This window comes from Arenimonas composti TR7-09 = DSM 18010, from assembly GCF_000426365.1.
GTDB classification, from domain to species: Bacteria; Pseudomonadota; Gammaproteobacteria; order Xanthomonadales; family Xanthomonadaceae; genus Arenimonas; species Arenimonas composti.
Map to the genome: position 1 here is coordinate 908148 of NZ_AUFF01000001.1, position 20444 is coordinate 928591.

The 20444-nt window shown below is 71.4% G+C and carries 17 protein-coding genes; 6 read left to right on the forward strand and 11 right to left on the reverse strand.

Going from position 1 to position 20444, the window contains the following annotated elements; genetic code table 11:
• Nucleotides 1–92: 92 nt before the first annotated feature.
• Both K311_RS0104145 and K311_RS0104150 read left to right on the forward strand, forming a co-directional pair.
• Entirely contained in the window at nt 93–725 is a 633-nt protein-coding gene (locus tag K311_RS0104145; protein ID WP_026816276.1) for an HAD hydrolase-like protein, read from the forward strand.
• 63 nt (nt 726–788) lie between these two features.
• A complete protein-coding gene (locus K311_RS0104150) occupies nt 789–2153 on the forward strand; it encodes a PQQ-dependent sugar dehydrogenase (protein WP_051239453.1) in 1365 nt (454 codons plus the stop codon).
• Nucleotides 2154–2222: 69 nt separating this feature from the next.
• Here the strand turns inward: K311_RS0104150 and K311_RS0104155 are convergent, their stop codons facing one another.
• From K311_RS0104155 to K311_RS15210, 5 genes are all read right to left on the reverse strand, one after another.
• Entirely contained in the window at nt 2223–3002 is a 780-nt protein-coding gene (locus tag K311_RS0104155; protein ID WP_026816278.1) for a hypothetical protein, read from the reverse strand.
• A gap of 13 nt (nt 3003–3015) precedes the next feature.
• Nucleotides 3016–3564, reverse strand: coding sequence for a DUF924 family protein (locus K311_RS0104160; protein WP_026816279.1), 549 nt, complete (start codon nt 3562–3564; stop codon nt 3016–3018).
• Complete coding sequence (locus K311_RS0104165; RefSeq protein WP_026816280.1) at nt 3564–3986, reverse strand: SRPBCC family protein; 423 nt, start codon at nt 3984–3986, stop codon at nt 3564–3566. Before K311_RS0104165 ends, K311_RS0104160 begins: the two co-directional genes overlap by 1 nt.
• A gap of 65 nt (nt 3987–4051) precedes the next feature.
• The gene (locus tag K311_RS17455) at nt 4052–4810 is read right to left on the reverse strand and encodes a hypothetical protein (protein WP_051239454.1); all 759 of its coding nucleotides are present in this window, start codon (nt 4808–4810) and stop codon (nt 4052–4054) included.
• Nucleotides 4811–4929: 119 nt separating this feature from the next.
• The gene (locus K311_RS15210) at nt 4930–5961 is read right to left on the reverse strand and encodes a LysR family transcriptional regulator (RefSeq protein WP_051239455.1); all 1032 of its coding nucleotides are present in this window, start codon (nt 5959–5961) and stop codon (nt 4930–4932) included.
• 272 nt (nt 5962–6233) lie between these two features.
• Between K311_RS15210 and K311_RS15215 the strand changes: the two genes are divergently transcribed.
• From K311_RS15215 to K311_RS0104190, 3 genes are read left to right on the forward strand one after another with little or no spacing between them, the layout of a single operon-like run.
• Nucleotides 6234–6881 (forward strand): SDR family oxidoreductase, encoded by a 648-nt coding sequence (locus tag K311_RS15215; protein ID WP_051239456.1) that lies wholly within the window; start codon nt 6234–6236, stop codon nt 6879–6881.
• 4 nt (nt 6882–6885) lie between these two features.
• A complete protein-coding gene (locus K311_RS0104185; protein WP_051239457.1) occupies nt 6886–8052 on the forward strand; it encodes an efflux RND transporter periplasmic adaptor subunit in 1167 nt (388 codons plus the stop codon).
• 30 nt (nt 8053–8082) lie between these two features.
• Nucleotides 8083–11250 (forward strand): efflux RND transporter permease subunit, encoded by a 3168-nt coding sequence (locus K311_RS0104190; RefSeq protein WP_026816282.1) that lies wholly within the window; start codon nt 8083–8085, stop codon nt 11248–11250.
• 21 nt (nt 11251–11271) lie between these two features.
• Here the strand turns inward: K311_RS0104190 and K311_RS0104195 are convergent, their stop codons facing one another.
• Genes K311_RS0104195 through K311_RS15230 form a run of 4 tightly spaced genes read right to left on the reverse strand, consistent with a single transcriptional unit; the run spans nt 11272 to nt 15719 of the window.
• On the reverse strand, nt 11272–11712 hold the full coding sequence (locus K311_RS0104195; RefSeq protein ID WP_026816283.1) for a response regulator: 441 nt from the start codon (nt 11710–11712) through the stop codon (nt 11272–11274).
• 1 nt (nt 11713) lies between these two features.
• Nucleotides 11714–13225, reverse strand: coding sequence for a sensor histidine kinase, YfiR-like protein-associated (locus K311_RS17460; protein WP_051239458.1), 1512 nt, complete (start codon nt 13223–13225; stop codon nt 11714–11716).
• The gene (locus tag K311_RS15225; protein WP_161627292.1) at nt 13225–13818 is read right to left on the reverse strand and encodes a TOL_0243 family YfiR-like periplasmic protein; all 594 of its coding nucleotides are present in this window, start codon (nt 13816–13818) and stop codon (nt 13225–13227) included. Before K311_RS15225 ends, K311_RS17460 begins: the two co-directional genes overlap by 1 nt.
• Nucleotides 13815–15719, reverse strand: coding sequence for a TOL_0244 family TonB-dependent receptor (locus K311_RS15230; RefSeq protein ID WP_051239460.1), 1905 nt, complete (start codon nt 15717–15719; stop codon nt 13815–13817). Before K311_RS15230 ends, K311_RS15225 begins: the two co-directional genes overlap by 4 nt.
• Before the next feature lie 185 nt (nt 15720–15904).
• Between K311_RS15230 and K311_RS0104215 the strand changes: the two genes are divergently transcribed.
• Nucleotides 15905–18487, forward strand: a complete 2583-nt coding sequence (locus K311_RS0104215; RefSeq protein WP_026816284.1) for an EAL domain-containing protein — start codon at nt 15905–15907, stop codon at nt 18485–18487.
• Nucleotides 18488–18605: 118 nt separating this feature from the next.
• Here K311_RS0104215 and K311_RS0104220 read toward each other — a convergent pair whose 3' ends face one another.
• Nucleotides 18606–18854 carry a hypothetical protein gene (locus K311_RS0104220; RefSeq protein WP_026816285.1) on the reverse strand — a complete coding sequence of 83 codons (249 nt, stop codon included), beginning with the start codon at nt 18852–18854 and terminating at the stop codon, nt 18606–18608.
• A 299-nt stretch (nt 18855–19153) separates the two neighbouring features.
• Entirely contained in the window at nt 19154–20422 is a 1269-nt protein-coding gene (locus K311_RS0104225; protein WP_026816286.1) for a hypothetical protein, read from the reverse strand.
• Nucleotides 20423–20444 lie beyond the last annotated feature (22 nt).

Consider the following 20444-nt stretch of genomic DNA (forward strand, 5'->3'; position numbering starts at 1 on the left):
GGGGTACGAGGCAGGAGGTAGGTGTCGCTGTCGGCACGTCAATGGTCTTCGGTAGCATCGGCGGCAGCGCCGTCCTGCCCATTCCCTCGAACATGAAATACCTGCTGGCGATCTTCGACCTCGACGGCACTCTCGCCGACAGCTTCCCGTTCTTCCTGAGCGCGCAGCACCGCCTGGCGGACAAGTACGGCTTCGCCAGGATCGCCGCCGACGAGGTCGAGGCGGCGCGACGCAAGCCGGTGTCGCAGCTGATCCGCGAGAGCGGGCTACCGGTGTGGAAGCTGGCGCGGGTGGCCGCGGATTTCCGGACGATGATGCGCGACGCCGACGGCATCGCGCCTTTCCCCGGCGTACCGGACATGCTGGCGGCGCTGCAGCAGGCGGGCATCGTGCTCGCGCTGGTCACCTCGAACTCGCGCGAGAACGCGCGCCGCGTGCTCGGCGAACGCGATTTCTCCCGTTTCACCCATGTCGACTGCGGCATGTCGATCCTCGGCAAGCGGCCGCGCCTGCGCCGGCTTGTGCGCGCCGCCGGCGTGAGTCCGCGGCAGGCGATCTACATCGGCGACCAGGACAGCGACGGCGACGCCGCACGTGGCGAGGGCCTGGCCTTCGGCGCGGTCGGCTGGGGCTATGCGGCGCCGGAGATCCTGCGCGCGGGTGGGCCGGATCATGAATTCGCCACGGTCGCCGACATCGGCATCACGCTGCTCGGGGAGTCGTAGACCGTGCATTGACGCGGCGGCGCGGAAACTTCGCCGAAACGCCATCCGGCGTCCGGAGGGGATATGGAAACTCGCACGCGCTGGGCTCTGCTGATCGCGGGAGCGGTCGTGCTCGTCGCCTGCGCGTCGCCGAAGCTGACCGATGATCCGGCGGTCGGTCGCGCCGAACTCGAACCGGTGTTCCCGGCGGGTTACGGTCCCGATCCGGTGCTGCCGGAACCCGAGCGGCGGTGGTTCCCGACGGTGAACATCGCCGAGGTCGTCGGCTGGGGCCCGGGCGAGCAGCCGACCTCGGGCCAGGGCCTGGTCGTCAGCGCCTTCGCCCGCGAGCTCGACCATCCGCGCTGGCTCTACGTGCTGCCGAACGGCGACGTGCTGGTTGCCGAAACCGCCGCGCCGCCGCGCGATCCCGAGGCGTCCCCTGGCGGTGTGCGCGGCTGGTTCACCCAGCGCGGCATGAAGAAGGCCGGCGCCGCGGTGGCGAGCGCCGACCGCATCACCCTGCTGCGCGACGCCGACGGCGACGGCATCGCCGAGGTGCGCAGCCCCTTCATCGACGAAGGCCTGGATTCGCCGTTCGGCATGGCCCTGGTCGGCAACCGCTTCTTCGTCGCCAATGCCGACGCGATCGTCGAATACGGCTACGACGAGGGCGACCTGCGCGCCCGCGGCAGCGGCCGCCGCCTCGCCGCCCTGCCGGCCGGCCGCAACCATCACTGGACCAAGAGCCTGCTCGCCTCGGCCGACGGCCGCACGCTCTACGTCGGCGTCGGCAGCAACAGCAACATCGCCGAGCACGGCATCGGCGAGGAGCGCAACCGCGCCGCGATCCTCGCCGTCGACACCACGACCGGGGCCGCGCGGGTGTACGCCAGCGGCCTGCGCAACCCGGTCGGCATCGCCTGGAACCCGGCCAACGGCGAACTCTGGACCTCGGTCAACGAGCGCGACGAACTCGGCGACGACCTGGTGCCCGACTACATGACCTCGGTGCGCGAGGGCGACTTCTTCGGCTGGCCCTACAGCTACTACGGCCAGCACGTCGACACCCGCGTGCAGCCGCAGCGCCCGGAACTGGTCGCTGCCGCCCGCCGCCCCGACTATGCGCTCGGCGCCCACTCCGCCTCGCTGGGGCTGACGTTCTACGACCACGACCGCCTCGGCGAGCGCTTCCGCGGCGGCGCCTTCGTCGGCCAGCACGGTTCCTGGAACCGCGAGACGCCGGCCGGTTACCGGGTGATCTTCGTGCCCTTCGCCGACGGCCGGCCGGCGGGGCCGCCGGAACCAGTGATGGCCGGCTTCCTCGACGAGGACGGCCGTGCCCGCGGGCGTCCGGTCGGCGTCGCGGTCGCCGGCGACGGGGCGCTGCTGGTCGCCGACGACGTCGGCGACACGATCTGGCGGCTCAGTCCGTCGGCGCGGCGCTGAGCATCCGATCCAGAACCTGCTGCGCGGCCCGCGCCGACCGGGCGCGCAGCAGTCCGGGCGACGACGCCGTCAGTGGAAGCGATAGTCGACCGGCACGAGCTCTTCGGCGACGGTGACGCCGGCCTGGTTGGCGAGCGTCACCACGACGGCGTCGAGCGGCCCCGCTTCACCGATCTCGAACCAGCGCCGCGCCGAGCCCACCCCGTTCACCGGCGTTTCGCTCGGCGCGTAGCCGCCGCGCAGCGTCGTCACCGGCACCACCCAGAGGCTCAGGCCGCGCTCGGAGTCGACCACGTACGACACGTCGACCTGCACCGCCGTGCCGGCGGCGAGGCTGGCGCCGCCCGACGGCGGATCGAAGCGCACGTCGACGATGCGGGCGCCGACGCCGTCCTGCTGCAGGCGACGCGTTTCCGCATCCATCTCGCAGCGCCAGGCGGCCGGCACGAAGAGTTCGGCGCGCCGCCGGTTGTCGGCGTCCTGCAGCAGCAGGCGCAGCTGCGTGACTTCGCCTTCGCCGGCCGGTGCGCACCAGCGCCGCACGACGTGTTCGCCGGGCACGATGTCGAACGGTGACGGCTCGTAGGTCGAGCGTTCCAGGCCGTCGAGCTGCACCCACAGCCGCAGGCGTTTCCGCGGCCGGCTCATCCGGTAGCGGATCGTCGCGGTGACCTGCTCGCCGGTCGTCAGCACGCCGCCCGGTGGCGGCTGAAGCTGGACGTCGAGGACGGTGAAGTCGCTGCCGCCGTCGTCCGCCGCGGCTTCGCGGGCGCGCCGCCAGAGCACGAAGCCGGCGATCAGCAGGACGGCGCCGGCAGCGGCGGCGAGGATCAGCAACAGCAGGGTCATGCGGTCTCCGGGTTCAGAACGACGAGCCCGGAGTCTGCAGGAACTCGAGTTCGCCGGGCGTGCTTTCGCGGCCGAGGATGGCATTGCGGTGCGGATAGCGGCCGAAGCGGTCGACGATCGCCCGGTGCCGCCGTTCGAAGTCCAGGTTCACCGGCGGCGTGTGCTCGCCGAACAGGCGCTCGGCGGTTTCGTGGATGCGTGGCGACTCGCTGTGCATGTACGGCATCAGCAGGAAGGCACGCTCCTGCGGCGACAGCGCCGCGAGCGCACCGCCGGCCACTGCTTCCTGCGCGAGCACCAGCGCGACCACGTCGTTGGCGAAGGCCGCCGGCGTGCCGCGCCCGAGGTTGCGCGAGAACTGGTCGAGCACGATCACTTCCGCCAGGCGGCCACGCGGTGTCGTGCGCCAGTCCGCGAGTTCGCCGCGGGCGGCCGCGGCCAGGGTCGCCGCGAAGCGTTCGCCGATCGCGGCATCGAATGCGGGATCCACCGCGAACCACTGCGCCGGCGACGACTCTTCGAACCAGAAGCGCAGCACCTCCGCGGCGGTCGCGATCGCCATCAGGACGCCGCTCCGGCGCCGGCGGCGACGTGCCGGGCGAAACGGTCGAGGATCGCCTGCCAGCCCTCGCGCTGCTGTTCGGGCGTGTGCGTCGACTCGGCGTCGAAGGTCTCGCGGATGCGCACGCCGCCGGCTTCCGGCAGGAACTCGACGCGCACGCGGCGGTGATCGTCCATCCGGTACTCGATCAGCGCTCCGGGCTCGATCCGGGTGTACTCGCCGCCGAAATCGAAGCCGAAGCTGCCGTCCTTCGCCTCCATCCGCGCGGTGAAGCGGCCGCCAGGACGCAGGTCGACCTCGGCGCGGGTCGTGTGCCAGTCGTCCGAGGCGGCGTTCCAGGCGCAGATGTCGGCCGGCGAGTTCCAGGCGGTCCAGACGCGCCCGGGATCGGCGGCGACGTAGGTTTCCACGGTGATCTGCATGCGGGGCTCCGGCAGCGGTCGAGCCGGCATGCTCGCGCCGCCGGCCCGCGAAGACAACCGGACCCTCAGCGCGGCTTGCGCAGCGGCAGCGCGAGCAGGCTCGCGAACAGCGCGACGAAGGTCACCGCCAGCACGAGCCGCAACGTCGCCAGTGACGGGTGCCCCGCGATCAGGAACACGACCAGCGCCAGCACCGTCGCCGCGGCGAGCGGCAACGCCACGCGCGAGAAGCGCCACTTGCGGTGGCAGGCGATGCAGGCACCGCCGGCGACCGGCACGAGCTTGCGCCAGACCGGCACGGTGCGCGTGCGGCAACAGGGGCATTCGACGAACAGGCGACCGCGATCGCGGGACGACAGCGCATCGCTGCCATTGCCCTGGGCGGCTGGAACGGAACCGGCGAGCGCCCGCGCGGCGATGGTTTCCGGCAACACGGGCGCCGCCGATGCCGTATCCGCCGAAGCGATGGCGGCGGCCGCCGACTCGCTCCAGTCTTCGGTCCCGGCGACCCGGCGATGCAGCGCCGCGACCCAGTCCGGCCAGGTCTGCGCACCGAGATCGTCGACGACCGTGTCCGGATGCGTGGCGAGCCAGCCCGTGAGCACGATCGCGTAGTCGTCGGGGCTCAGCTCGAAGGGGCTCCAGGCGCCGCCGTCGTCGCCGCGCTCGGGGTCACGGCCGGCGGCCAGGAACTGGTTGAGCAGCGCGAGCGGCGGAAAACGGCCGCAGCCGGCGGCGATGCCGAAGGCACCGAACTGCTGGCGGACATTGCCGAGCAGGATCGTCGAGGCGGTGGTACTGCGCGGGGGCGCGGTGGGGGGCATGACCGATTCCGGGGGGGGCGTGAAGACGACGCGGGAGCATACGCGTTCGCGCCACCGATCCCGCGGGCAGGAAGCCGTTGCGATGCACCGGAACCGTGAACCCCGTCACGGATCCGGAATCAGGCAGCGGCGACCTCGGCTTCGGGGACCGCCGCAAGGGGGCTGGCGTCGCGCACCGGCAGCTCGAGCAGCTGGCCCTCGCCGGCCAGGTCGCGGCACTGGTTCGGGCAGCTCTTCTGCATCCACGACACGTCGAAGTCGAGCCGCTCGACCAGGAAGTCGACGAAGGCGCGCACCTTCGGCGACGGCACCCGGCCGCGCACGAACACCGCGTTGAAGGCGACCTCGGGACCGGTCCAGCCGGCGAGCACGCGGACCGCCCGGCCGGCCTCGATGTAGGGCTTGATCGTCACGTCGGTGGCGAGCATCAGGCCTTCGCCGCAGAGCATCGCGTTCTGCAGCGGCGCCGGGTCGTTGGCGACGAACAGCGGCGCCACCGGCCAGTCGCTGAAGGCGTCGTCGCCGGTCGCCGCCAGTGGCCAGGAATAGCGATTGCCGTGCCGGTGCTTGGCGAACGCGAGCACGCGGTGGTGCTGCAGGTCTCCGGGATGCAGGGGCTCGCCGTGGCGGGCGACGTATTCCGGGCTGGCGTAGACCTGCACGCGGAACGCGGCGAGCCGGCGGGCGACGAGGTTCGAGTCCGGCAACGCGCCGACGCGCAGGGCGACGTCGACCTCGCCCGACACCAGGTCGGTGCGTTCGTTGCTGAGGTTCAGGTCGATGCGCACGTCCGGGTAGCGCTGGTGGAACTCGCTGAGCAGCGGCGCGATCCACAGCACGCCGATCGAGTACGGGGCGCTGACCCGCAACCAGCCGCGCGGACCGCCCTGCAGCTGGCCGACGGCGCTCTCGGCCTCCTCGAGCTCGCGGGCGATGCGCACGCTGTGGTCGTGGTACACGGCGCCGGCCTCGGTCAGCCCGAGCTTGCGCGTGGTGCGGTTGAGCAGCTGGGCGCCGAGGCGTTCCTCGAGCTCCTGCACCTTGCGGCTGACGGTCGTCTTGGGCAGCCCGAGCGCGCGGGCGGCAGCGGTGAAGCTGCCCTGCTCCACCACCTTGGCGAAGATCAGGGTGTCGTTGAGGTCGCGCGTCATTGCCTTCTCCATTGGACCGCTGGCGGGACAATTATTCCCTCCGCGGCCGACTTATCAAGTGCCGTCCACACGCCTAGATTTGCCGACCTCGAGTCCGGGCCTCCAGCCCTCTCTCCCTCCCCGACGGGGGTCCGGGCTCCTCCTTCTGCAAGGCGGCGATCATGTCCGAAGCCAGCATTCGAACGGATGACGGTTCAATCCGTCCCATCAGCGGGACAATCCCGCGGCCGGCGCTCGTCCTCGGTGCCGCCGGCGAACTCGGTGGGGCCATCGTGTCGGCCCTGCTCGCCCGCGGCCGCCCGGTGATCGCGGTGACGCCGCCGGGGACGCCGGTGCCGCCGCCGTCTCCGGCCCTGCAGGTGGTGCACGGCGACACCGCCACCGAGACCGCGGCCGCCGCCCTCGCCAATGCGGTGCGGCTATTGCGGCGGCCGCCCGATGCGGTGGTCGCGGTGATCGGCGCCGGCTTCACCCCCGGCCGGCTGGTCGACGAACCGGCGGCGACGCTGCAGCGCAAGCTCGACGAGGACCTGTTTCCGCACCTGCTCGCCGCCCGCCACCTGCTGCCGCTGCTCGCCGAACGCGGCGCTCCGGCGCACTGGGTCCTGTTCGGCGGTCCGTCCGCCGACGCGCCGTGGGCCGGCTACGGCCAGCTGTCGGTCGCCCAGGCGGCGCTGCGCATGCTCGCGCGGGTGCTGCGCGAGGAAATGCTCGCCACCGGCGTGCGGGTGCAGCAGTTCACGGTCTGTGCGCCGCTGCGCACCGCCGACAAGCAGCACTGCGCGGGTGCCGCCTGGCCGAGCCCCGACGAGGTCGCGCTGCAGGTCGCCGACCTGCTCGCCGGCGCCGGCACCGAGCCGGTCGTCCGCTACGACCGCCGCCGCCGCGCCCTTCCCGCTCCGAACTCCGTCACGAGGTGAACCCATGAACGCCTTCCGCCTGCCCCGCCTCGCCCGCGCGGCCACCTTCGCCCTCACCCTCGCCGTCGCCACCGCCTGCTCGCTGCAGGCACAGGAGAGCGGCACGATCGCGCCCGCGCAGGTCACCGTGGCCGCGGTGGTCGAACGCGACGTGGCCCGCGCCGACGAATTCACCGGCCGCATCGCCGCGGTCGAAAGTGTCGCGGTGCGGGCGCGCGTCGGCGGCTACATCGACCGCATCGCGTTCCGCGAAGGCCAGGAAGTGCGCCGCGGCGACGTCCTCTTCGTGATCGACGACCGCGAATACCGGGCCGCGCTGGCGCGCGCCGAGGCCGAACTCGCCGGTGCCCGCAGCCGCGCCGCCCAGGCCGGCAGCGAGCTCGCACGGGCGCGGCAGCTCGCCGAAACCCGGCTGATCTCGGCCGAGCAGCTCGAGCAACGGCGTGCCGTCGCCGCCCAGACCGAAGCCGACGTGCGCGCGGCGCAGGCGCAGGTCGAAGTCGCGCGGCTGGACCTGGAATTCACCCGCGTGCGCGCGCCGATCGACGGCCTCGCCGGCCGCGCCGAGGTCACCGCCGGCAACCTCGCCGCCGCCGACGCGACGGTGTTGACGACGATCGTCTCGCTGGACCCCGTGCACGTGTACTTCGAAGGCGACGAACAGACCTGGCTGCGCTACGACCGCGAAGCCCGCGACGGCGGCCGTGCCCGCGCCGACGGCAATCCGGTGCGCGTCGGCCTCGCCGGCGAGGAGGGCTGGCCGCACGCCGGCCGGCTCGACTTCGTCGACAACCGCGTCGACCCGGGCACCGGGACGATCCGCGCCCGCGCCGTGCTGGCGAATCCCGACCGCGTCTTCCGCCCCGGCCTGTTCGCACGCGTGCAGCTGCTCGCCGACAGCCCGCAGCCGGCGCTGCTCGTCGACGACAAGGCCGTGCTCACCGACCAGGACCGCAAGTACGTCTACGTCGTCGGCGCCAACGACACCGCCGAACGCCGCGACGTGGTCCCCGGCCGGCTGATCGACGGCCTGCGGATGATCGAGAGCGGGCTGCAGCCCGGCGACCGCGTGGTCGTCGGCGGCGTGCAGCGGATCTTCTTCCCCGGGATGCCGCTGGCGCCGGTGGAAGCCGAGGGTGGCGCGGCCCCTGCGGCGGTCGCGGCGCGCTGACCTGCGTTCTGAGCTCTCCGGGAGCAGACAATGGATTTCTCCAGGTTCTTCATCGACCGCCCGATCTTCGCCGCGGTCCTTTCGATCGTGATCTTCGCCGCCGGCCTGATCGCGCTGCCGCAGTTGCCGGTCGGCGAATACCCGGAGGTGGTGCCGCCGTCGGTGGTCGTGCGCACCGTGTATCCGGGCGCCAACCCGAAGGTGATCGCCGAGACGGTGGCGACACCGCTCGAGGAGGCGATCGACGGCGTCGAGGACATGATGTACATCAAGTCCGTCGCAGGTTCCGACGGCGTGCTGCAGCTCACCGTCACCTTCCGGCCCGGCGTCGACCCGGACGATGCCGCGGTGCGCGTGCAGAATCGCGTCGCCCAGGCGCTGGCGCGACTGCCGGAGGACGTGCGCCGGCAAGGCGTGACGACCCAGAAGCAGTCGCCTGTGTTCCTGATGGTCGTGCACCTGGTGTCGACCGACGGCAGCTACGACTCGCTGTACCTGCGCAACTGGATGCGCCTGCACGTACGCGACGAGCTCGCGCGCATCCCCGGTGTCGGCGATGCCGCGCTGTTCGGCGGCGGCGACTACGCGATGCGCCTGTGGCTGGACCCCGACGCGATCGCCGCCCGGGGCCTCAGCGCCGGCGACGTGCTGCGGGCGGTGCGCGAGCAGAACGTGCAGGTGTCGGCCGGCCAGCTCGGCGCCGAACCGATGCCGAACGGCAGCGACTTCCTGCTGATGATCAATGCGCGCGGCCGGCTGGAAACGCCGGACGAGTTCGCGCAGATCGTGCTCGAGGCCGGCGCCGACGGCGAGATCGTCCGCCTCGGCGACGTCGCCCGCATCGAACTCGCCGGCGGCGACTACACCCTGCGCTCGCGCCTGAACGGCGACGCCGCCGCGGCGATCGGCATCTTCCAGGCGCCGGGCGCCAACGCGCTGCAGATCCGCGACGCGGTCGTGGCGAAGATGGAGGAACTGCGGCCGCGGCTGCCGCCCGGCGTCGAGATCACCTCGGTCTACGACACCACGATCTTCGTGCGCGACTCGATCGACGCGGTCGTGGCCACCCTGCTCGAGGCGACCGTGCTCGTCGTGCTCGTGGTGATCCTGTTCCTGCAGACCTGGCGTGCGTCGGTCATCCCGCTGCTGGCGGTGCCGGTTTCGGTCGTCGGCACCTTCGCGGTGCTGTACCTGCTCGGCTTCTCGGTGAACACGCTGACCCTGTTCGGACTGGTGCTGGCGATCGGCATCGTCGTCGACGACGCCATCGTCGTGGTCGAGAACGTCGAACGCTGGATCGAGCAGGGGCACACCCCGCTGCAGGCGGCGCACGCGGCGATGAAGGAAGTGTCCGGGCCGATCATCGCGATCGCCCTGGTGCTGTGCGCGGTGTTCGTGCCGATGGCCTTCCTCGACGGCGTCACCGGCCAGTTCTACAAGCAGTTCGCGGTGACGATCGCGATCTCGACGGTGATCTCGGCGATCAACTCGCTGACCCTGTCGCCGGCGCTGGCCGCGCGCCTGCTGCGCCCGCACGGCGCCGAGAAGGACGCGCCGACCCGGCTGATCGACCGCCTGTTCGGCTGGCTGTTCGTGCCGTTCAACCGCTTCTTCGGCCGCAGCGCGCACCGCTACGAGGCGGCGGTGAAGCGTTCGCTCGGCCGCCGCGGCGCGGTGTTCGCGGTGTACGCGGTGCTGCTGGCGGCGACGGTGCTGGTGTTCTCGGCGGTGCCGCGCGGCTTCATCCCTGTGCAGGACAAGCTGTACCTGATCGCCGGCGTGAAGATGCCCGAGGGCGCCTCGATCGAACGCACCGATGCGACGCTGCGGCAGATCGCCGCGATCGCGACCTCCATCGACGGCATCGACGGCGAGATCGCCTTCCCCGGCCTGAATCCGCTGCAGTTCACCAACACGCCGAACAGCGGCGTGGTGTTCTTCACCCTCGACCCCTTCGACCAGCGCACGCGCAGCGCCGCCGAGATCACCGCCGAGCTCAATGCCCGCATCGCCGCCGAGGTCGACAGTGGCTTCGGATTCGCGTTGATGCCGCCGCCGATCCAGGGCCTGGGCAACGGTTCGGGCTATTCGCTGTTCATCGAGGACCGCGCGGCGCTCGGTTACGGCGCCCTGCAGGAGGCGGTCGCCGGGTTCCAGGGCGCGGTGTCGCAGACGCCCGGCATGGGCTATCCGATCAGCAGCTACCAGGCGAACGTGCCGCAGCTCGACGCCGAGGTCGACCGGGTGAAGGCGAAGGCACAAGGCGTGCCGCTGACCGAACTGTTCGAAACGCTGCAGATCTATCTCGGCTCGGCCTACGTCAACGACTTCAACCTGTTCGGCCGCACGTGGCAGGTGATCGCCCAGGCCGACGGCCACTTCCGCGACAGCGTCGAGGACATCGGCAACCTGCGCGTGCGCAACGACCGCGGCGAGATGGTGCCGGTGGCCAGCCTGGTGACGATCCGCCAGGGTTACGGCCCCGACCCGGTGATCCGCTTCAACGGCTATCCGGCCGCGGACCTGCTCGGCGAAGCCGACCCGCGGATGTTCTCCTCCGCCGAGGCGATGGCGAAGGTCGAGGAGATCGCCGCGCAGGTGCTGCCGCCGGGCATGGGCACCGACTGGAGCGACCTGAGCTATCAGGAATCGACCCAGGGCGATGCCGCGAAGGTGGTGTTCCCGCTGGCGGTGCTGCTCGCCTTCCTGGTGCTGGCGGCGCTCTACGAAAGCTGGACGCTGCCGCTGGCGGTGATCCTGATCGTGCCGATGACGCTGCTGTCGGCGCTGTTCGGGGTGTGGCTGAGCGGTGGCGACAACAACGTCTTCGTGCAGGTCGGCCTGGTCGTGCTGATGGGACTGGCCTGCAAGAACGCGATCCTGATCGTCGAGTTCGCGCGCGAACTGGAACAGCACGGCCGCGGCATCGTCGAAGCGGCGCTGGAAGCCTCGCGGCTGCGCCTGCGCCCGATCGTGATGACGTCGATCGCCTTCATCGCCGGCACGGTGCCGCTGCTGTTCGCCACCGGCGCCGGCGCCGAGGTGCGGGTCGTCACCGGCATCACGGTCTTCGCCGGCATGCTCGGTGTGACCCTGTTCGGGCTGCTGCTGACGCCGGTGTTCTACGTGGCGCTGCGCAAGCTCGTCAGCCGCCAGGCGCCGGTGGCCGCTGCCGCCGCGGAGGTGGTCGTCGCGTAGCGCCGACGACCGCCAGCGGACTCACCGCTCCGGCGGTCCCTCGTTGAGCAGCAGCCAGTACACCCCGAGTTTCGCCACCGCGTCGGCGAAGGCGGCGAACTCCACCGGCTTGCGGACGTAGCTGTTGGCACCGGACAGGTAGCTGTTGAGCTTGTCCTCCTCCTCGCTCGAGGAGGTCAGGATCACCACCGGCACCAGCTTCAGGTGCTCGGCGGCGCGCATCCGCTGCAGCACCTCGATGCCGCCGAGCTTGGGCAGCTTGAGGTCGAGCAGGACCACCGCCGGCCGTTCCTTCGGGTCGCGATCGGCGTAGGCACCGCTGGCGAACAGGAAGTCGACCGCCTCGGCGCCGTCGCGCACGACGTGGATCGGATTGGTGACCTTCGCCCGCTTCAGGGCGCGCAGGGTGAATTCCTCGTCGTCCGGGTTGTCCTCGACCACGAGGATGAGTTTTTCGGCCATGTCATTCTCCCGGGGGTGGCAGGGTGAAATGGAAGACGGCGCCGGCACCGACACGGGCGTCGGCCCAGATCCGGCCGCCGTGCCGGTGCACGATGCGCTGCACGGTCGCCAGGCCGATGCCGGTGCCGGCGAAGTCGTCGCCCGAATGCAGGCGCTGGAACGGCGCGAACAGCTTGTCGGCGTACTGCATGTCGAAGCCGGCGCCATTGTCGCGGACGAAGAAGATCTGCTGGCTCCCGTCGCGCAGCACGCCGACCTCGATGCGCGCCGCATCGGCGCGGGCGCTGAATTTCCAGGCGTTGCCGAGCAGGTTCTCCAGCAGGGCCTGCACCAGCCGCCGGTCGGCGTTCACCGGCATCGGCGACCACACCGACACCTCGACCCGCCGTTCGGGTTCGCGCTGGGCGAGATCGGCGAGCACCGTCCGCGCCAGCTCGCCGAGGTCGAACTCGCTGCGCTGCAGGCTGCCGCGGCTGACCTGCGACAGCGTCAGCAGGTCCTCGATCAGCTGGCCCATGCGCTGGCTGGCGGCGCGGATGCGGTCGAGGTAGCGCCGCGCGCCGGCTTCCACCGCGTCCGGGAAGTCCTCCACCAGCGCCTGGCTGAAGCCGTTGATCGAACGCAGCGGTGCGCGCAGATCGTGCGACACCGAATAGCAGAAGGTCTCGAGTTCCTGGTTCGCCGCCTCCAGCTGGGCGGTGCGTTCGGCCACCCGCGCCTCCAGTTCGGCGTTCAGGCGAACGACCTCGGCCTCGGCCCGCGAACGATCGCCGACCTCGCGGGCGAGCTCGGCGTTCGCCGCCTCCAGCGCCTCGGTGCGGCGCTCGATCTCGGCGAGCATGCGGTTCAGCGTTTCCGCCAGCAGGCCCAGTTCGTCGTCACCGCCGGCGGCGGCGCGGCGCGAATAGTCGCGGTCGCGTTCGATCGCCCGCGCGACCCCGGCCATGTCCAGCACCGGCCCGGTGATCACCCGCGCCAGCCGCCGCGACAGCAGCAGGGCGATCGCCAACGCGACCAGCAGCGCGCCGGTGCTGATCACCGTGTACTCGCCGAAGCGCCCGAGCAGCTCGTAGTCGGCGCGCAGGTAGACCGTGCCGGCGATGCCGGAACCGTCGACGATCCGCCGGAAGATCACCATCCGCCGGCCGTGCACCGCGGCACCGTCGCCTTCCGGCAGCGGCGGGAAGTCGTCCACCGACTGGTCTGCGCGGTGCCAGGCCGCGAACCGTTCGCCGCGGGCCGTGTACACCGCGGCTGCCTGGATGGTCGGCCGCAGCTGCATCAGTTCGAGGTTCTCGGTCGCCGCCTGCACGTCGTCGAAGGCGACGGCGGCGGCGGTCGCGCGCGCCAGCAGTTCGGCCTGGGTCTGCAGGTCGGCGGTGGTGCGCGCGTGGTAGGCGCGCAGGTCCCAGGCGACGATCGCGGTCAACGCGACCATCAGCGCGGTGAAGGCCGTGACCAGCATGATCCGCGAGAGCGTGCGAGCCAGCGGACTGGCGACCTGGACCGCCATCAGCGCCTCCCGGACACGTTGCGGGCGACCGCGAGCAGGCGCGAGCTGATCCGCAGGTGGCGCTGCTCGGCGGTGCGCAGGGCGACATCGAAGCGCACGCGGGCGTCGACCACGACGAAGTTGATCACGCTGCCGCGCGGTACCGCCCCGGGGGCGTCGGTCACCGTCAACACGCCGTCGCCGGCAGCGGCCAGCAGGCCGTCGCCCTCCTCGCCGCGGGCGCCGACGTACAGCAGTTGCAGGTCGTCGACGCGGTCGCCGCGCTGCAGCCGGTACACCTGCACCGGGTGGCCTGCCATCGTGCGCCCGGCGACGATGCGCTCGAGTTCGCCGGCGACCTCGTCGTTCGCGAACACGCCGATGCGCAAGGGCGTATCCGCGGCAGGAAAATGTTCCGGCGGCCACTCGACGTATTCGCCGAACTTGAACACGAAGGCCGCCTTGACCGCCGCTTCGGTCGCCTGCCGATCGCCGCCGGCCGCCGGCACCGCGGCGGGCGCCGCTACCTCCGCCGGCGCCGGCCCCGGCGTCGTCGCCGCGATCGCCGCGAGAGCCAGTAACAGCCACCGCAGGTCCGCGCGACCGCGCTTCACCATCGCCATTCGACTCCGGCCCAGACCCGCCGTCCGAACTGCGCCGGCAGCGACAACAGGCCGGGCTGGAACTCGACCTGCGCCTCGTCCAGCGCATCGAGCACCTGCAGGCGCAGGGACAGCACCGGCGTCGGTCGCCAGCCGAGCCCGACGTCGACCTGGGTGTAGCGTGCGACCCGCGGCGCCGGCAGCGCCGCGACACCGCGCACGCCGAGGTCGAACTCGAAGGCGCCGAAGGTGTGGCTCGAGCGCAGCTGCCAGTACCACGGCGGATCGTTGCCGAGCGCGGTCGTGCCGTCGGGGTCGAGGCCGCCCGGCTTCTGCCGCAGGTCGATCCACTGGCGGACGCCGCCGCCGCTCAGCCGCCAGCCGGGTGTCACCTGCCAGCTGCCGGACAATTCGAGGCCGGCGACCCGGCCCTCGCTCCAGTTCTCGACCCGGAAGCCGCTGCCGCCGGGCTGGCCGCTGCGCAGGCGGTCGTAGTCGGCGTGGAAGGCGGTCAGCGAATACTGCAGGCGGCCGTCGCCGCCGGTGTCGCGCAGGCCCAACTCGGCGACGTGCGCGATCTCGGAAACGAAGTCGGGGCCGCCGTCGATGAGGAAGGGCGGCACCGACGGCAGGTAGAACTCGCGGTCGATCCGCGACGGCGAGCGCACCGCCCGCGACAGCGCCCCCCACAGCAGCAGGTCGCCCTCGCCGCGCCACGCGAAGCGCAGGTTCGGCAGCCACTCGGCGCCGGTGTAATCGTTGTGGTCGAGCTTCAGCCCGAGGGTGAGTTCGCCGCGTTCGCCCAGCGCGAGCGCGTCCTGCACGTAGACGTTCCACCCGTCGAGCGACTTGCGGTTCGGCAGGAAGGTCGTGATGAGCCCGGCCTGGACGTGGTCGCGCGCATGCCGCCAGCCGGCGCCCCACACCAGGGCGTGCCGGCCGCGCCGGAAGGCATGCAGGAACTCGAGGTCGAACACCCGCATCCGGTCGTGGAACTGCAGCGGGTCATCACGGTCGGCGGCGTCGTAATACGCCTGCAGCCGCCAGCCGTCGCCGTCGGCGTCGATGTCGCGCCAGCGCGCCATCAGGTTGAAACCGGAAGTCTCGACCGGCCCGAACACGGAACCGTCGGACTCGCCGCGGTGGACATCGCCCTGCAGGTTGAAGCGACGCTGGTCGCCGCCCCATTCGGCACGGAAGCCGGCCTGCTGGCCGCGCCAGCCGTCGCCGAGGGCGATACCGGCGGCATTGTCGCTGTCGTCGAGCCGGTAGCGGCGGGCATAGGCGCGGGCGTGGCCGCCGGCGAAGGCGCCGCCCCAGCGCACGGCGGCGAGATCGCCCTCGCCGCCGCCGCCGACTGCGACCAGCCCGCCGACGGTGTCGACCGGCCGCTTCGTGATCACGTTGATCACGCCATTGACCGCGTTCGCTCCCCACAGGGTGGAACCGGGGCCGCTGATCACTTCGATCCGCTCGACGTCCTCGAGCATGACGTCCTGACTGTCCCAGAACACACCGGAGAACAGCGGCGTGTACACGGTGCGGCCGTCGACCAGCACCAGCAGCTTGTTGCCGAGGGCGTTGTTGAAGCCGCGGGCGGTGATCGCCCAGGTGTTGGCGCCGACCCGGGCGACCTGCAGGTTGCTCGCCAGCCGCAGCGCTTCCGGCAGCCGGGTGGCGCCGGCGCGACGGATGTCTTCGGCCGTGATCACCTGGATGGCGGCGGCGGCGTCCGCCAGCCGCTGGGCGCGCCGGGACACCGACGTCACCTGGACATCGGCCAGCTCCTCGAGGCTGAGGTTCGCCAGTTCGTCGCCGTCCCGGATGGACGCGGCGACAGGAGCGGCGAAAGCGGCCGCCAGCAGCCAGGCGGCGGGGCGCAGCGTCGGGGTCGGCGGCTTGCGTCGCAGCATGCGGCTTCCGGCTCCTGCAGACCTCGACCGGTAATAGCCGTTGCCCTTCACGCTTGTCAAACGTGCATCGCGGCGCCGCGGCGCAGGCATTGCGTGCCCTGCAGCACATCTGGAGGAAGTCCGGGTTTGCAACGGCCGCCCACGGTGCTAGATATTCGGGGAACCGTTTGCCGGCAGACCCCTGGATGGCACCGAGCCCGCTGCGGATCCTGATGGTCGAGGATTCGCCCGACGACCAGGCCTTGATCTCCCGCGCCCTCGCCGACGTCGGGCCGATGTCCGTGCGCGTCGTCGCCAGCGAGTCCGCCCTGCGGGATGCGCTGCGGGACTTCGCGCCGCAGGCGGTGCTCAGCGACTTCTCGATGCCCGGCTTCAGCGGCCAGCGCGCGCTCGAGATCGTGCAGGAGGTATCGCCCGATACCCCGTTCCTGTTCGTGTCCGGCACGATCGGCGAGGAACGCGCGATCGAGGCGCTGCAGCGCGGCGCGGCCGATTATGTGCTCAAGGACAACCTGCGCCGGCTGCGGCCAGCCCTGGAACGGGCCCTGCGCAACGCTTCCGAGCGTAGCGAACTGGCGAAGGCCGCCGCGGCCCTCAGAGAAAGTGAGGAGCGCTTCCGAGCGATCGCGGAGACCACGGGAGACTGGATCTGGCAGACCGACAAGGAAGGGCGGCTTACCTATTGCAATGAATCGACCCGCGACCTGCTCGGCTACCGCGCAAGCGCGCTGATCGGCCGCCCCATCGTCGACCTGCTCCTCGCCGAGGACCGCGAACGCGTCCGCTCGCTGTACACCCAGCACTTCGCCGAACGCCGCGGCTGGCGCAACGACGTCAGCCGCTGGCGCCATGCCGACGGCCACCTGGTCTGGCTGGAGAGCACGGCCAAGCCGATGCTCGACGCGAGCGGCGAAATCATCGGCTACCGCGGCGTCCAGCGCGACGTCACCCTGCGCGTGAAGCAGGCCGAGAAGATCGAACACCTGGCGCGCATGCACGCGGTGCTCAGCTCCTTCGGCAACGCGATCCTGCGCTCGCGCGACCTCCACGCGCTGTTCGACATGACCTGCCGGCTGCTGGTCGAACAGGGCGGCTTCGCCGGCGCGGTGGTGTCGCGCAGGGGCTCGGACGGGCGCCTGCGCGTCGGCCACGGCTTCGGCGACGAAGCACTCACCGCATACCTGCAGGGGCTCGGCGCGATCGCTCCCGACGATCCGGCGTGGCAGTCCCTGCCCTCGGTCCAGGCGCTTGCGAGCGGCAGCCCGCGGCTGCTGGCCGACTTCGACGAACCCGGCCTGCCGGAGCTCTGGTCCTGCCTCGGCCCGCGGTTCGGCCTCGGCTCCCAGGTGTCGCTGCCGATCGGCAATCCCGGCTGGGGCGTGCTCTGCGTCTGGACCGGCCAGGGCCGCCGGTTCGAGGACGAGGAGATCGAACTGCTCGAGCGCCTCGGCGGCGAAATCGACTACGCGCGCAAGTTCATCGCCCAGAGCGACCACCTCGAACACCTCGTCTTCCACAACCAGACCACCGGGCTGCCCTCGCGCACCGCGCTGCACCAGGAACTGCCGATCCGGCTGCGGCACGGGACCCAGGTCGTCGGTGTCGCCGACGTCGACCGCTTCCGCTACTTCAATCAGTCGCGCGGCCGCGGTTTCGGCGACCAGCTGCTGCGCGAGTTCGCGGCGCGGCTGCAGGGCGCGCTGCCGCCCGGCGCCCTGCTCGCCCACCCCGGCGACGATTCCTTCGTCTTCAGCTTCGCCGCCGAGGGCGATGCCGAGGCGGCGGTGTCGCGGGTCGAGGTCCTGCTCGGCGAATGCTGCGACCGGCCACTCCTGGTCGACGGCGAACTGGTGCGCGGCAAGCTGCACGGTGCCGTGCTGCTCGCGCCCGAGCAGGCTGCCGACGGCGAGGAAGTCGAACGCGCACTCGCCGACGCGCTGGCCGAAGCCAAGGCGCGCGACCGCAGCGTGCAGGCCTTCACCGACGAGGCGCGCCGGCGCGCCGCCCGCCGCGTCGAACTCGAGCGCGAGCTGCGCGACGCCGCCGAGAACGAGCAGTTCGAGCTCTTCCTGCAGCCGAAGTTCGAGAGTGCCAGCCGCCGCCTCAGCGGCGCCGAGGCACTGATCCGCTGGCGGCATCCGCAACGCGGCCTGGTGTCGCCGGCCGAGTTCATCCCGGTGCTCGAGGAAACCGGCCTGATCGTCGACGTCGGCGCCTGGGTGCGCCGGCGCGGGCTGGAGATCAGCCGGCGCTGGCGCGACATGGGCATCGCCGGCCTGCGCATCGCCGTCAACGTTTCGGTGCAGGAGCTGCGGCAGCAGAACTTCGTCGCCGGCTGCACCGAGCTGCTGGCGCCGGCCGGCGGCGACCACGATCTCGATTTCGAGATCACCGAAAGCATGCTGATGGACGACATCCACCAGAACATCGGCGTGCTGCAGGCGCTGCGCGACCTCGGCAGCCGGATCGCGATCGACGACTTCGGCACCGGTTATTCGTCGCTCAACTACCTGTCGCGGCTGCCGGCCGACTCGCTGAAGATCGACCGCAGCTTCGTCGCCCTGCTCGCGCAGAGCCCGGACACCGTCTCGCTCGTCACCAACATCGTCAACCTCGCGCACTCGCTGGGGCTGCGGGTGGTCGCCGAGGGCGTCGAGGACGAGGAGCAGGCCAAGCTGCTGCGCCTGCTGCGCTGCGACGAGGTGCAGGGCTTCCTGCTGGGGCGGCCGCTGCCGCTCGAGGACTTCGAGCGCTCCTTCCTCGCCTGAGCGCTTGCGGTCGGGCGGCGGATCACGACGAAAAAAAGGCGGCCCGGGGGCCGCCTCGGGGAAAACCGGCGCGTCGCTCCGGGGGAGGGAGTGCGCGACGCCGCCGGTGGGGGATGTCTCAGCCGACCCGCAGCAGGTCGTCGCCGCGGCCGCGGACGTAGCTGCGGTCCTGGGCATAGCCGCTGCTGCGACCGTAGCCGGTGCCGATTTCGCGGCGACGGTAGCGCGCGGCCATCGGCAGCACCGGCTCGTTGGCCGGGGTGGCGCTGCGCTCGGGCTCCGGCAGCACGGTGGTGGACGGAACCAGTTCGGGGCGGGTCGCCGGACGGCTGGGGAACAGGCGGTAGAAGTCGTTCAGGGTCTTCATGGCGGGGGCTCGTGATCTGGTGTGCTGGTAGACTACAACACCTCAGCACGTCGTCCATGGGCTGGAAGTCATGCCGAGGAAATCCGCGCCGAATCAATGGCTTGATCGCGGCGCGGGAAGCGGTCGTCAGGGACCGTCACTGACCATGGATGCACGGAAGCGGCTCCGGGTTGCATCCCGCGGGCGGCAGCGGCCGGCGGACGGTGCGCATGTACGCCACGTCCGGCGGACGCCGGCCACGCCGGGAAACGCATTCGTTCAGGTTCGCGGCCCCCGCCCCAGGGGAGGCCCCGATGCGCTCAGCCGCGCGCGAACTTCGGCAGCTTGTCGATCTTCAGCGCCAGCGCGTGCAGCGCCTCGTTGAGCGGATGCGCCGGGTCGATCCGCATCGCCTTCTGTACCCGCAGCAACGCCGCATCGGTCTGCTCGAACTGGTCGGCCATCGTCCACGCGACCGCATGCACGACACGCGGAATGAACGGGCTGCCGGGGAACTGCTGCTCGAACCCTTCGGCGATCTGCACGGCGAGACGCGCCTGCCCGGTGTTGGCGGCGGTTTCGACCAGGCGCGCCATGGTCTCGTCGTTGCCGGCGACGAAGCGCGGATCGTGGCGACGGGTTTCGCTGAACACCGCGAGCGCGCGGCGGTCCTTGCCGGTCGCCAGCAGGCTGGCGATGTACTCGCGATCGTGCCGGGTCAGGCGGTCGACATCGCCGCTGGCGATCACGTATTCGCGCCACCGGTCATGCACCGGATCGGAGGCACCGCGACCGCGGAACAGCTCGCCGAGCAGCGCGATCGCGTCCTCGCGGCGGCCTTCGCCGACGGCACGCTCGGCCGCCGCCATCGTCTCGTCCTCGAAGGGATTGCCGAAGGTCGCGCGCGGGACCGCCGGCTCGACGTCCAGGCCGAGGACGTCGTGGTGACGATGGATCAGGTCGCCGAGCACGTGGAAGATCAGGATCAGCGAGTACAGGCTGACCACCGACGCCAGCAGATGGCCCGGAATCGAGGGCAGCCTGGCCTGCAGGTAGCCCTCGACGAAGGCCGACGCGGTCACCAGCACCGCGACGACCGCGACGACGGCGAAATAGGCGCCGCCGAGACGGCCGATCAGACGCAGGACCTGCAACGGATTGAGCGCCGCGAACAGCCGCCCTTCCATCGCCAGCAGGATCACCACCGCGGGCTCGAGCAGCACCATCGCCGCCAGCGCCCAGAGCAAGCCCTTCCAGCCGCCGAAATACATCGCGGCGACCAGTCCTGCGGAGATCAGGAACTGCAGGACCAGCTGCTTGAAGGCCTCGCCGTCGGTCGCCGTCAGTTCGTCGGCGGCCAGCGGTTCGTAGCGGCCGTGGGCGGTGTTGATCAGGGCCTCGACCGCGAGCTTGAACGCGAACACCGTGCAGAGCACCCAGAAGACCAGGCCGATGAGTCCGGGCGCCTTTTCCAGAAGGCTCAGCAGGCACAGCGCACCGAGCATGAAGGGCATCGCCCCGCGCAGCGGATAGGTGAGCATCGAGGGCAGGCCCTGGATCAGGCCGGGGCGGCGGTTCCTGCGCGACATGGGGATTCCGGAGACTCGGGAC

Excerpts from the sequence above, each read along its gene's own strand:
- K311_RS0104150 (WP_051239453.1), top strand. The coding sequence starts at position 789 with ATGGAAACTCGCACGCGCTGGGCTCTGCTGATCGCGGGAGCGGTCGTG.
- K311_RS0104145 (WP_026816276.1), top strand. The coding sequence starts at position 93 with ATGAAATACCTGCTGGCGATCTTCGACCTCGACGGCACTCTCGCCGAC.
- K311_RS0104225 (WP_026816286.1), bottom strand. The coding sequence starts at position 20,422 with ATGTCGCGCAGGAACCGCCGCCCCGGCCTGATCCAGGGCCTGCCCTCG.
- K311_RS15230 (WP_051239460.1), bottom strand. The coding sequence starts at position 15,719 with ATGCTGCGACGCAAGCCGCCGACCCCGACGCTGCGCCCCGCCGCCTGG.
- K311_RS17460 (WP_051239458.1), bottom strand. The coding sequence starts at position 13,225 with ATGGCGGTCCAGGTCGCCAGTCCGCTGGCTCGCACGCTCTCGCGGATC.
- K311_RS0104155 (WP_026816278.1), bottom strand. The coding sequence starts at position 3,002 with ATGACCCTGCTGTTGCTGATCCTCGCCGCCGCTGCCGGCGCCGTCCTG.
- K311_RS0104215 (WP_026816284.1), top strand. The coding sequence starts at position 15,905 with ATGGCACCGAGCCCGCTGCGGATCCTGATGGTCGAGGATTCGCCCGAC.
- K311_RS0104195 (WP_026816283.1), bottom strand. The coding sequence starts at position 11,712 with ATGGCCGAAAAACTCATCCTCGTGGTCGAGGACAACCCGGACGACGAG.
- K311_RS0104185 (WP_051239457.1), top strand. The coding sequence starts at position 6,886 with ATGAACGCCTTCCGCCTGCCCCGCCTCGCCCGCGCGGCCACCTTCGCC.
- K311_RS0104165 (WP_026816280.1), bottom strand. The coding sequence starts at position 3,986 with ATGCAGATCACCGTGGAAACCTACGTCGCCGCCGATCCCGGGCGCGTC.
- K311_RS15210 (WP_051239455.1), bottom strand. The coding sequence starts at position 5,961 with ATGACGCGCGACCTCAACGACACCCTGATCTTCGCCAAGGTGGTGGAG.
- K311_RS17455 (WP_051239454.1), bottom strand. The coding sequence starts at position 4,810 with ATGCCCCCCACCGCGCCCCCGCGCAGTACCACCGCCTCGACGATCCTG.
- K311_RS0104160 (WP_026816279.1), bottom strand. The coding sequence starts at position 3,564 with ATGGCGATCGCGACCGCCGCGGAGGTGCTGCGCTTCTGGTTCGAAGAG.
- K311_RS0104220 (WP_026816285.1), bottom strand. The coding sequence starts at position 18,854 with ATGAAGACCCTGAACGACTTCTACCGCCTGTTCCCCAGCCGTCCGGCG.
- K311_RS0104190 (WP_026816282.1), top strand. The coding sequence starts at position 8,083 with ATGGATTTCTCCAGGTTCTTCATCGACCGCCCGATCTTCGCCGCGGTC.